Genomic DNA, 12,034 nt, shown 5'->3' with positions numbered 1-12,034 from the left:
TGCCCGGGCCGGGCACCACGCCTTTCGGCGGCCCGACCACGCCCCTGAGCGGTGCTGACCTGGGGGGCCTCAGGACGACGGCGCCCCGACGCGGCATCCTGGAGTGAGGATGCGGTTGTTTTGTGTCGTTGTCGTCCTGGTCGCCGCGAACCTGCTCAACAACTGGCTCGTGCGGGACCCCGACGCGTACGTGCTCACCTGCGTCGCCGCAACCGCCGTCCTGCTGCTGATCGCCCGGTGGGACGGTCTCACCCCGGACGATCTGGGACTAGGCGCGGAGGGTCTGCGGCAGGGACTGCGATGGGCGCCCCTCCTGGCCGGAGCCGTTCTCGTCGTCCTCCTGCTCCTGCTTGTGGTCCCGGCCACACGAGAGGTGTTCCGGGACTCCAGGGCCGCCGATCTGTCCGCGGCGGAACTGCTGTGGCGGGTTCTGGTGCGGGTGCCCTTCGGAACCGTGCTGCTGGAGGAGACCGCCTTCCGCGGTGTCCTGTGGGCCATGATCCGCCGCCGACGCGGGACGGCGTGGGCGACCGCGGTGTCGTCACTGCTCTTCGGGCTGTGGCACCTGCTCCCCTCCCGCGGGCTGGGCGGCTCCAACGCCGCTGTCGCAGCGGCCTTCGGCAGTGGCCGCGAAGGCAGGACGGTGACCGTCATAGCGGCCATCGCGGCCACGGCCGCCGCCGGGGCGGTCCTGTGCCGGCTGCGACAGCGCTCCGGCAGTCTGCTGGCGCCCATGGCAGTGCACTGGGCGGTCAACGGCTTCGGCTACACGCTGGCCTGGGCGGCGCCCCGGTGGTGGCCTGACGGCTGACCGCCGTGCCGACACCAGCCGTGCCGACACCAACGGAAGACCCGGCGGCGACCGGACACACTGACGGCCCGCACTGCGGGCACACACTGCCGGCACACACTGTGGGACTCACTGTCGTTACACGCTGTCGGAGACAGCAAGAGGTGCGGCGCTTGTGAGGAGGTTCACTGGTGCAGGACTGGACTGGCACGCACCGCAGACTTAGCTTCCTTGGTGAGCATGCGTCCCTTATGGGCCTTTTCAGTGGCGCGGCAGACCGGTCGGAAGCAGGACGGGTCGACCGGTGACCTCGGGGCAGCCGCCGGACGGGACTTCAGGACGCATAAGAGAGATGCGGCGTACTTCCGCGCCGGCACTACCAGTGGGCGACCGGCCCCGGAAGGTGGACAAGTGAGCGAAGACGCCGTGTGGGTCAGAGGCGTGACGGGCATCCAGCTGCATCACGTGACCGATCTCCAGGACGCTCGTCGGTTCCTGGGTAACGCTGTCATGGCGCTGAAGGCCGCCCATGTACGCACGGGCGACGCCAGGTTCTCCGGTCTCGCCGACCAGCTCAAGGGGATGGTCGCCCAGACGCACGACCTGGAGGGCGAGGCTCGGGAGAGCATGCACCGGCTGCACACCACGGATCCCGAGCGGTTCGTGCGCTGCCGGGAGGGCGAGGAGCCCTGGCCGGACGAGCTCCAGGCGGGCTTCGTCCCGCGCCACACCTGCCGGGACGAGTGCCTCTACCACGACCATGAGGTGCTGGACGGCATCCTGCAGTGCACCTGCGGCAGGCCCCCGTGCCGCGCCTGTGCGATCGCGGGAGCGCCCTGACACGAAGAGTGGAGCGTTGCCGTCCCGTGCCGCCTGCGCACGGGCGGCGACGGCCCCGCCGACTCATCGTGCGCCCGAACGCGCCGATCACCGCCCAACGCCGACCGAACAGCCCGCACGCGGGATTCTCGCGTTCGGCAGCCGGAGCGGCACACGACCTCATACCCTGCCCATTCCGCACGGCGCCCGCGGGGAAACCCCAGGCCCTCTCCCTCTCGCCTTGACACGCGGCCGTCACAGGCGTTGCCTGAAATAAGAGACGGTGCCTCTCCGGTGTTCGTCGGCTCGACCAGAACCGCGCAGACGGCCTACGGCCGGAAGCGCGTAGGGGCGGAGACGACTCATGGCGACGTATGAGTATTCCTGCAACCGCTGCGGATCCTTCGACGTCAGGCTGCCGATCGGCACTGCGCCGACCGAGCAGGTCTGCCCGCAGTGCTCGAATACGGCTCGGCGGGTGTATTCGTCCCCCGCGATCGCGTTCACCTCGCCTGCCGTCGCGGGCCTGCGCGATCAGGAGGAAAAGTCCCGGGAAAGCCCCACGGTGGTCACGCGGGTGCCTCCCGGGCAGGCTGCGCCGCGGCCGGCCCATCCGGCCCTCTCCCGGCTCCCCCGGCCCTGAGCGGGTATCCGCGCCGGCCGGCAGGACCGGTCCAACGCCGCCCGCGGAGAGGGGGGATGGAGTGGTCGTGATCCCTGCCGCCTCGCCGAAGAGACCGTCCGCGCACAACAGCATCTCGGTCGCATGACCGCCCGGCGGGCCCCTCGCTCGCGGAGCGAAATTTCGGGAGGTGTGTCCCCTTGGCCAATGTCGGACTTCTCTTCGTGGGCGCGGTGCTGTTCCTGAACGGGTTGATGCTGCTGGGAAAGGTCGACAGCCGTGCGGCAGCCATATTCAATCTGTTCGTGGGCGGACTTCAGGTCCTCACACCCACCTATCTCATCATCGCCGCGAATCAGGACCCCAAACGCATTGTGCTCGCATCGGGCATCTTCCTCTTCGGTTTCACCTACCTGTATGTAGGAATCGGACTGCTCATGGGGCTCGACACGACAGGCGTGGGTTATTACTCGCTGTTCGTGGCCATCGTGGCACTGGGGTATTCGTTCATCAGTTTCCGGCTTTTCGACGATGCCCCGTTCGGAGTGATATGGCTCTACTGGGCGTTCCTCTGGTTCCTTTTCTTCCTGCTATTGGGACTGAAACTGGAGTCCTTGACGCCCTATGTCGGCTGGGTGACCGCCATCGAGGGATGGGTGACCGGTGTCATCCCGGCATTCCTGCTGCTGTCCGGTTACTGGGTCACCGAGAACTTCTACGAAATGGCGATCGCGCTCGGCGCCTTCGGCGTCCTGACCTTCGCCGCGCTGTGGTTCGTACTCAACCGGAGGCGGCCTGGCAGGCCCGCGGAGGAGTACGGCGCCCAGAGCTACCCGGCCGGCCCGGCCGGCAGCCCTGGCTAGCGACCTGCCAGACGACCGCCGCCGATCTCGCCGACGGGAGCGCCGGGGAGGTGGTTGACACGCAAGAGCCGGAGATCCCGGAAGCGACATGCGGGGTCCTCGGAATGCCCCTGGGCCTCGCGCCGCACCAGCTCATCCGTAGAGAACAGATCACGGAGTTCGCATGCCTGACGTAATCTTCAGCGTCGACCAGTCCCGGTCGATGCGCGACCAGGATGTACCTGGACACAACAGGTGGCATCCGGATGTTCCGGTCGTCGCGATGGTCCGCCCGGGGGACGAGTTCCGCGTCGAATGCCGCGAGTGGACCGACGCACAGATCGGCAACAACGACTCCGCCAACGACGTCCGCGACGTCGACCTGAAGCGCGCCCACATGCTCAGCGGGCCGATAGGGGTCGAAGGCGCGGAGCCGGGCGACCTCCTCGTCGTGGACATCCTCGATCTGGGGCCGGTACCGCAGCAGGTCGGTGACGCACCTGGTGAAGGCTGGGGCTACACCGGCGTCTTCGCCAAGGCCAACGGTGGGGGTTTCCTGACGGACTACTTCCCCGACGCCTACAAGGCGATATGGGACTTCCACGGGCAGGTGGCGACCTCCAGGCACCTACCCGGTGTCCGCTTCACCGGCATCACCCACCCGGGTCTCTTCGGCACCGCACCGTCCGAGGAGCTGCTGCAGCGGTGGAACAGGCGTGAGCAGGCCCTGATCGACACCGACCCCGACCGGATCCCGCCCCTCGGACTCACGCCCGACCCCGATCAGGCCCTCGCCGGCCAGGCGACCGGATCGGACGCCGAACGTGTCGCCCAGGACGGGGCCCGCACCGTGCCCGCTCGGGAGAACGGCGGCAACCACGACATCAAGAACTTCACTCGTGGTTCCCGCGTGTTCTATCCCGTCCACGTCGCGGACGCCAAGCTGTCGGGCGGTGATCTTCACTTCAGTCAGGGAGACGGTGAGATCACCTTCTGCGGCGCCATCGAGATGGGCGGTTACATCGACTTCCACGTCGATCTGATCAAGGGCGGCATGGAGAAGTACGGTGTCACCACCAACCCCATCTTCATGCCGGGCAACGTCGAGCCGCGGTACTCGGAGTTCCTCTCCTTCATCGGGATCTCCGTGGACCACGACACCGACACCAACTACTACCTGGACGCGACGGTCGCCTATCGCCGCGCCTGCCTCAACGCCGTCGAGTACCTGAAGAGGTTCGGTTACACCGGAGAGCAGGCGTACCTGCTCCTCGGTGCGGCCCCCATCGAGGGACGCATCAGCGGGATCGTCGACATCCCCAACGCCTGCTGCTCCCTCTACCTCCCGACCGGGATCTTCGACTTCGACGTCCGTCCCACGGCGGAGGGACCGAAGACCGCGGACCGCGGTCAGTGCGCGGTGAGCAGCTGAAACCGACCGATTCCCCGACCGGGTCCGGCACCACGGGCCGGACCCGGTCGGCACAGCCGCCCCGCTGCCGGGCCGGTCCCGGCAGCGGGGCGTTCCCACGCCCGCCCCGGCGCGCCGGGGCGGGCGTGCTCTCGTGGCGCTGCCACCGGATGAAGCGACGCCGGCACCCTGAAGGCCGACCGCGACGCCTTCCACCGCGCGCCGCCCGAAGATCGGCGGGCACCTCCAGGGCGGACCCTGGAGCCTGTGCGACACCTCTGTGCCCGGCTAGGTTCTGACGGCGGACGTCTCGCCCGGCACCCGCGTCGGCTGCCCGCCCGGCCCCCTCCCGGCGACGCGCATGGCGAGGAACGCCCCCAGGTACAGCGTGGCGACGACCAGCAGCAGCGCCTGGTAGCCCGTCACCAGGGCCAGGTACTCGAGCGCGCCTCCGGTCAGCGCGCCCAGCAGGTTCGCGCCGAACGCGGACGTCGGGTCGGGGGCGAGCGCGAGGCGGTCCGAGAAGATGAGGTTGGCACAGAAGATGGGGGCGAAGGCCAGGGCGATGGCGGCGGCGAGCCGGCCGGCGAAGGGCAGCGAGAGCACGGCCTGCGCCGGAACGAGCCAGGCTGCCGCGAGGGAGCCGAAGAGCAGGAGCTGCAGCAGCAGCTGGTTGACGCGCCGCAGCCTGCGCCGGACCTCGACCGCCGCCAGGACGGAGAGCAGGACGCCGAAGAAGACCAGGGCGTTGACCAGCCAGGTCGTGCCGAAGTAGAGGGCGAAGCCGATCACGTTCTTCGTTTCGAGCAGCATGAAGGCTGCGCCCAGCAGGAACATGTCGACGTAGCGGACCGTGCCGCGGATGCGAACCCCGGTCAGGCGCACCGCCAGGAGCGTCACCAGCAGGATCGCGCCCAGCGCTCCCAGGTAGAGCGTGGGAATGGTCGGGTGCAGGAGGTACGGGAAGGGGTGGTCGTCGCTCGCGGCCGCCGGGACCGGGCCGCTGGGCTGCCAGATCTGCTTGCAGGACTGGTCGGCGGGGGTCATCCCGGCCACGAGCACGGCCGCGTTCCGGTTGAACGTCGTCATACAGGGCGCGTGACCGTAGATGTGGTCGAGGTCGCCGGCGAAGCGGTCGACCAACCAGCTCTTGCGATAGTAGTTGTACATGGCGAACGCGCCGTTCGGCGCCAGGTGATCGCGCGCGGCCTCGAAGGCCTGCCGGGTGAAGAGGTAGCTCTCCAGCCGCAGATTGCTCGCGCCCGACACCAGCGTCAGGGAGTCCGGGAGCGCCAGGACGATGAGGTCGTACTTGGCGTTCGTCCGTTCCAGGAACGCCCGTCCGTCGTCGATGTGGACGTGCACCCTGGGGTCGTCGTACGGCCTGGCGGGGTGGAGCTGTGCGCCGATCTCCTGCAGGCGTGGGTCGATCTCGACCGCGTCCACCCGCTCCGCTCCGTGCGCCAGCGCGACCGAGACGTCGTTGCCGTTGCCGGCCCCGATGATCAGTACACGCTTGTGCGGGTTGTGCGGCGTCTGGTCGTAGGCCTGCCGGTAGGGCGAGTTCTCCCACATCAGCACCGAGAGCGGCCCGGTGCTCTGGTGCGGGACGCCGTTGGCGGAGATGTGGTAGGTCCGCGTGGTCGTCGGCGAGGCCTTGAGCTGGATCTTGTAGTAGGGCGACCAGGAGATGCCGGTCGTGGTCGTCTCCAGGAACAGTGCGCCGACCATCGCCGTGAGGGGGATGCCGTACAGCAGTGTGTTGCGGCGGCCGCCGAGGATCAGCAGGGCCGCGGCGGCGAGGACGCCCCACGCGACCGAGGGGGCGCGGAGCCAGGACAGCACGGCGAAGGAGACGGAGCCGGCGATGCTGCCGAGCAGGTCGTAGCGGTAGGCCTCGAGTGAGGGCAGCTGGCGGAAGAGATCCGCGGTGATCTTGCCGATCCCAGCCATGATCACCGCGGTCAGCAGGAAGATGGCCGGCAGTGTCACCCACTGGGGCAGGCCGGTGGCCTTCACGGCGGTGAAGTAGATGACCTCGCTGCTGCTCTGGCGTACCTGCACCGGGTACGCGCGCACAAAGACGACGAGAAGCGCGAGCGGAATCGGAGTCCAGCGTTTGAGCCACTGTCCGCGCTCGGCGGGGATCAGGAAGCCGATGCCGATGCCGAGGAACGATCCCAGCAGGATGAAGTTCGAGAAGTAGCTGAGGTGGACGACATTGGCGCCCGCCCATCTGATCAGGGCCAGCTCGACGAAGAGCATGGTGGTGCTGGCCAGCACCAGCCTCCAGCGCACCGAGCTTGCCGTTTGCCCGGTTTTGGTCATCTTCATGCGCGTTTACCGTGCCAGCTTCGGCGCGAGGAGTCGAGATGCCTTGCCGGTGGCGGCGCTGCGGATGTTCAGGAGTACGCCGTCTACGTCGACACCTTCCTCCCGCACCGGGAGACACCCGTTCTTGTGATCATGGGTCCGCGCACACGTGCCGGCGAGCGTATGGCGCGCACAGATGCCCGACAGCCCTCGCGCGCTGTCCGCTCGTCCGTCGGCGATCCGGCCGGCCGGGGAGCCGTCGGCAGGCTCCGGACGAATCCGGACAGGGCTCCGACCAGGCCGGACAGGAGCGGATCTGTCCGGGACAGCAAGTGCCGTTGCCCTGCCGGATCCCCGCCGTTCAAGCTACCGGCAGTCCGGCCGGCGGCACGGCGTCGAACGATCACACGCATTCAGCTGCGCAAGCCGGAAGCAGCCACCGGACGTCGGCCTCATGGCATCCCATCACGTGAGAAGAACGGGAGAATCAATGAAACGCACCCGTACATCCCTCATCGCGGCCACGGTCGCCGCGCTCGGCGCCCTGGCCCAACCGGCGCAGGCGGCGGCGAACTGGACGAACTGGGCCACGTTCTCGGCCTACAGTACGAACTACGCCAGCTACGGCTACCTGGACTACCGCTACGAGGCGACGGGAGGCGGCTGGTACAAGGCGGAGTTCTCCTATGCCAACATCAGCGACCTCAAGTACGGGGACGGCTGGGGCAGCGTGATCCGGGCCCGCTACGACACCCCGCAAGGGGCGCGGTGGGGCGTCGTGGCTCAGGCCGACGACGGCGACGGGGACTTCAACGTCGGAGAGACGTACTACAACGTCAAGAACATGTGGTTCGAGGTCTGCAACTGGGACATGAGCTCGGGCGCCATGTACTCCTGCGCGAGGATGTACAAGAGCTCGAGCTGACGAAGCCGGGCCCTGGGCCGGATGTCGCGGGGCATGGCGCCGGCTCCGGGACGGTAGGCCTGTGCGGGGGACACGCCTACGAGGGGCAGCCCGGCCCGTGGGCCTGTGCGGGGGCAGGCCTACGGGTCGCTGCACGTCCTCTAGACATCCGATCTATCTACCGGCAAAGATGACGGGGCTTCGACGAACGCCACGAGGCACTCCATTCTTCCCCCCAAAGAACCGATCATTGTGCCGGGAGATCTCGCCGTGACCGATGAGTCCCAACCGCAGCGAAGAAGCATCCTCAAGTTCGGTGGTGCCCTTGCCCTCGCACCGTTGATCACGCAGGTGAGCGGCGGAACGCCCGCGGGACAGGCCGTCGCCGCCGTCCCCGCCGCGCCGGCGGGAGTGCAGTGGCCCGTCCTGTCGCGCAAGGCGCTGACGTATCCGGTCCCGGCCGTCGACTGGCAGTCGCAGGCACTGCCGATCGGCAACGGACGACTCGGCGCCATGCTCTTCGCCGCCCCCGACGAGGAGCGCATCCAGTTCAACGAGCAGAGTCTGTGGGGCGGGGTCAACAACTACGACAACGCCCTCGCGGGCCAGCCGGACAACGCCTTCGACACCAGCATGACCGGCTTCGGTTCCTACCGGAACTTCGGCGACGTCGTCGTCACCTTCGCTGCCCGTGCGAAGGTCACGGCCCCGGGGGGACCGTACCGTTCGTCCTCGTCGGAAGGGCTCGACAAGTCGTACGACGGCGATCCGGGCACCAAGTGGTGCATCGAGACGCCCGGCTCGAGGGTGCAGTGGCAGGTCGAGCTCCCTGACGCCGTCGAGGTGGCGTCCTACCGTCTGACGAGTGCCAACGACGTGCCGCAGCGCGACCCTCAGGAGTGGACGCTCTCCGGTTCCACCGACGGCGTCACCTGGGCCACGCTGGACAGCCGCACTCTGGCGGCGCCCTTCGAAAGCCGCTTCCAGACGAAGGAGTTCACCTGCGCCGACACCGGGGCCTACCGCTTCTACCGGTTCGACTTCGCGCCCAGGGCAGGGGTCAGCCACTTCCAGGTGAGCGAGATCGGCCTGTCCGGCGTCGACCTCGGGGGCGGTTCCTTGTACCTGTCGTCGAAGAGCGGGCATTCCGAGGGATCCGGTGCCGGCAGCGGGTCTCGGGTCACGGACATCTCGCGCTCGATGGACGGCGATCCCGCCACGGTCTGGCGGGTCGACGCCACCGCTCCTGAGGTCGTCTGGCAGGCCGATCTGCCCCGCGCGGTCGCCGTCACCTCGTACGCGCTGACGGCGGCGCCGGACCGTCCGCAGGACGACCCCCGGCGCTGGGCGCTGGAGGCGTCGCAGGACGGGCGGGCCTGGGTGACCCTCGACACCCAGGATCCCGGCGCTCCCTTCGCCGGCCGCGGCGAGACGCGGACCTTCCGGATCACCAACACCACGGCCTACCGCGCCTACCGGCTCACGTTCACCCCGGGCGAGTCGTCCACCGGCTTCCAGATCGCGCAAGTGGCCATGGAGGGCCAGGGTTTCGACACTCGTACCCAGCGCTCGTTCGTCGACTACCAGCGCGCCCTGGACTTCGTGGAGGGCGTCCATGTCACCCGCTTCGGCACGCCGGGGCGGCGCGTCGTGCGGGAGGCCTTCGCCGGCCGGTCCGCCGACGTCATGGTCTTCCGGTACACGACGGACGACGACCAGGGCCTGTCCGGCACGCTGTCCCTGACGTCCGGTCAGGAAGGGGCCCCGACGACCGTCGACGCCGACGCCCGTCGGATCGCCTTCCGCGGTGTCATGGGCAACGGCCTCAAGCACGCGTGCACCGTCCAGGTCGTTCACACCGGCGGCGACGTCCGCGCCGACGGGTCGGTGCTCCGATTCAGCGGCTGCACGGCTCTGACCCTGCTTCTCGACGCCCGCACCGACTACAGGCTCGACGCCGCGGCCGGGTGGCGCGGAGCCGATCCGGAACCGGTCGTCGCCAGGACCCTCGACAAGGCGGCCGCCCGGTCCTACGCCGAACTGCGCGCCGAGCACACGACCGAGATGCGCGCTCTCATGAACCGTGTCTCCGTCGACTGGGGGACCTCCGAGGAGGCTGTCGCCGCCCTGCCGACCGGCGCCCGGCTGGCGCGTTACGCGGCAGGAGGGCAGGATCCGGGTCTCGAGCAGATCATGTTCGACTTCGGTCGGTACCTGCTGATCGGCTGCTCCCGCCCGAAGGGGCTGCCCGCCAACCTCCAAGGTCTGTGGAACGACAGCAACGCGCCGGCGTGGGCCTCCGACTACCACACGAACATCAATGTCCAGATGAACTACTGGGGAGCCGAGACGACGAACCTGCCGGAATGCCACGAGGCACTCGTCGAGTTCATCAGGCAGGTGGCGGTGCCCAGTCGCGTGGCCACCCGCAACGCCTTCGGCGAGGACACGCGCGGCTGGACCGCCCGCACCAGCCAGAGCATCTACGGCGGCAACGCGTGGGAGTGGAACACCGTCGCGAGCGCTTGGTACGCGCAACACCTGTACGAGCACTGGGCGTTCACCCAGGACATGGACTACCTGCGCACCGTAGCCCACCCCATGATCAAGGAGATCTGCGAGTTCTGGGAGGACCACCTCAAGGAGCGTGAGGACGGACTGCTCGTCGCGCCGAACGGCTGGTCACCCGAGCACGGGCCGCGCGAGGACGGCGTCATGTACGACCAGCAGATCATCTGGGACCTGTTCCAGAACTACCTCGACTGCGAGGCGGCACTCGAGGCCGACCCCGCCTACCGGGCCAAGGTCGCTGATATGCAGGCGCGCCTGGCGCCGAACAAGATTGGCCGGTGGGGTCAGCTTCAGGAGTGGCAGGAGGACATCGACAGTCCCACCGACATCCACCGCCACACCTCGCACCTCTTCGCGGTCTACCCGGGCCGCCAGATCACTCCGGAGACGCCCGAGTTCGCGGCCGCCGCCCTCGTGTCGCTCAAGGCACGGTGCGGTGAGAAGGAAGGCGTCCCGTTCACGGCCGCGACGGTGTCGGGCGACAGCCGCCGCTCGTGGACCTGGCCCTGGCGGGCGGCCCTCTTCGCCCGCCTCGGTGACGGCCACCGCGCCCGGATCATGCTGCGTGGCCTGCTGACCTACAACACGCTGCCCAACCTGTTCTGCGACCACCCGCCCTTCCAGATGGACGGCAACTTCGGCATCACGGGCGCCGTCGCGGAGATGCTGTTGCAGAGCCACGACGGTGTCATCCACCTGCTGCCCGCCCTGCCGGACGACTGGAAGGCCAAGGGTTCCTTCACCGGGCTCCGTGCCCGGGGCGGCTACGAGGTCAGCTGTGCGTGGCGGGACGGGAAGGTCACGTCCTACAGGATCGTGGCCGACCGGGCGCGCAACCGGAGGAACGTCACTGTGCGGGTGAACGGCGTCGACACGAAGGTGAAGCCGAGCAAACCCTGAGGTCGGGAGCGACTCGCTGCCGCCCCGCTTCAGGCCGGCGGCCGACCGCCCTCCTGAAGCGGGGCGGGGCGGTCGTCGGCACAGCGGGTCTCCCCGGCCCTGAGTCAACAACCACGAAGTGCCGTCCAGTCGGCCAGGGCGGTGTTCGCGGTCCCGTCGGGGGCAGACGACCGCCACCTGGTTCGCCCGGTTGGGAGCGGCGAACACCACCTCCGTGGACAACGCGTCCGTTGGGACCCTCGTCCCGGCCCCGTGGAGTGTCTACGCTTCGTGGAGCGGTGAGTCGTTGCCGGCGCCCCTCGGGCTCGCGGATGAGGTGACGGGTAGTGGAAGATCGACCGAGCGGCAGTGTGCCGAACCAGGACCACATCGCGGAGTTGCGGGCTCGGGCTGATGCCGGAGACCGGAACGCGGCAGGGCGGTTGGGCGAGCTGCTGGCCAAGCAGGGCGATCGGGAAGGCGCTCTGCGGGTGTGGGCCCGAGCCTATGGCGACACCTCGCCCACGACGAAGCGGTTGGCCGAGCTGCTGGTCGAGCGCGGCGATCCGGATCGTGCGGTGGAGGTGTGGAAGTTCTCGGACGCGGTGTGGCAGAACCCTGCCGGGCTCCGGGCGGAGTACCTGGCCACGCTGGACACCTGCGATCGTGCGGACGATGACGATCCCGAGGACTGGGCCTTCACCGAGGCGGAGGAGTTGGCCGGGCTGCTGGCCGAGCGAGGTGATGCGGCCGCGATCGCGGAGTTGCGGGCTCGCGCCGACGCGGGCGATGCGGCCGCGGCGAAACGACTGACCGGCTGAGCTGTTGCCCTTCGATTCCGAACCCGTTCGGACCGGCCGGCTTGTTCCCCGGCCGTCGCAGC

General features: G+C 68.8%; 9 protein-coding genes. 8 read left to right on the top strand and 1 reads right to left on the bottom strand.

Going from position 1 to position 12,034, the window contains the following annotated elements; genetic code table 11:
* Positions 1 to 109: 109 nt before the first annotated feature.
* From ACIHAR_RS01365 to fmdA, 5 genes are all read left to right on the top strand, one after another.
* Positions 110 to 811, top strand: coding sequence for a CPBP family intramembrane glutamic endopeptidase (locus tag ACIHAR_RS01365; RefSeq protein WP_365469090.1), 702 nt, complete (start codon positions 110 to 112; stop codon positions 809 to 811).
* 390 nt (positions 812 to 1,201) lie between these two features.
* The gene (locus tag ACIHAR_RS01360; RefSeq protein ID WP_365469087.1) at positions 1,202 to 1,630 is read left to right on the top strand and encodes a hypothetical protein; all 429 of its coding nucleotides are present in this window, start codon (positions 1,202 to 1,204) and stop codon (positions 1,628 to 1,630) included.
* Between the two features lie 343 nt (positions 1,631 to 1,973).
* Positions 1,974 to 2,252 carry an FmdB family zinc ribbon protein gene (locus tag ACIHAR_RS01355; RefSeq protein ID WP_400015788.1) on the top strand — a complete coding sequence of 93 codons (279 nt, stop codon included), beginning with the start codon at positions 1,974 to 1,976 and terminating at the stop codon, positions 2,250 to 2,252.
* Between the two features lie 179 nt (positions 2,253 to 2,431).
* On the top strand, positions 2,432 to 3,094 hold the full coding sequence (locus tag ACIHAR_RS01350; protein WP_365469082.1) for an AmiS/UreI family transporter: 663 nt from the start codon (positions 2,432 to 2,434) through the stop codon (positions 3,092 to 3,094).
* Positions 3,095 to 3,257: 163 nt separating this feature from the next.
* Complete coding sequence (gene fmdA / locus ACIHAR_RS01345; RefSeq protein ID WP_384646998.1) at positions 3,258 to 4,505, top strand: formamidase; 1,248 nt, start codon at positions 3,258 to 3,260, stop codon at positions 4,503 to 4,505.
* Between the two features lie 267 nt (positions 4,506 to 4,772).
* On the opposite strand, the gene ACIHAR_RS01340 is transcribed toward fmdA, so the two are convergent.
* Positions 4,773 to 6,818: a spermidine synthase gene (locus tag ACIHAR_RS01340; RefSeq protein ID WP_365456164.1), complete on the bottom strand. Its 2,046-nt coding sequence runs from the start codon at positions 6,816 to 6,818 to the stop codon at positions 4,773 to 4,775.
* 469 nt (positions 6,819 to 7,287) lie between these two features.
* Here ACIHAR_RS01340 and ACIHAR_RS01335 point away from each other — a divergent pair, with 469 nt between their 5' ends.
* The 3 genes from ACIHAR_RS01335 to ACIHAR_RS01325 all read left to right on the top strand — a co-directional run bounded on the left by ACIHAR_RS01335 (position 7,288) and on the right by ACIHAR_RS01325 (position 11,972).
* Positions 7,288 to 7,722 (top strand): hypothetical protein, encoded by a 435-nt coding sequence (locus ACIHAR_RS01335; protein WP_400015785.1) that lies wholly within the window; start codon positions 7,288 to 7,290, stop codon positions 7,720 to 7,722.
* Between the two features lie 318 nt (positions 7,723 to 8,040).
* Positions 8,041 to 11,172, top strand: a complete 3,132-nt coding sequence (locus ACIHAR_RS01330; RefSeq protein ID WP_400015783.1) for a glycosyl hydrolase family 95 catalytic domain-containing protein — start codon at positions 8,041 to 8,043, stop codon at positions 11,170 to 11,172.
* A gap of 326 nt (positions 11,173 to 11,498) precedes the next feature.
* Entirely contained in the window at positions 11,499 to 11,972 is a 474-nt protein-coding gene (locus ACIHAR_RS01325; RefSeq protein WP_400015781.1) for a hypothetical protein, read from the top strand.
* Positions 11,973 to 12,034 lie beyond the last annotated feature (62 nt).

This window comes from Streptomyces sp. NPDC052016 (genome assembly GCF_044548445.1).
Classification (GTDB): domain Bacteria; phylum Actinomycetota; class Actinomycetes; order Streptomycetales; family Streptomycetaceae; genus Streptomyces.
This window is presented reverse-complemented; position numbering and strand designations above follow the sequence as displayed.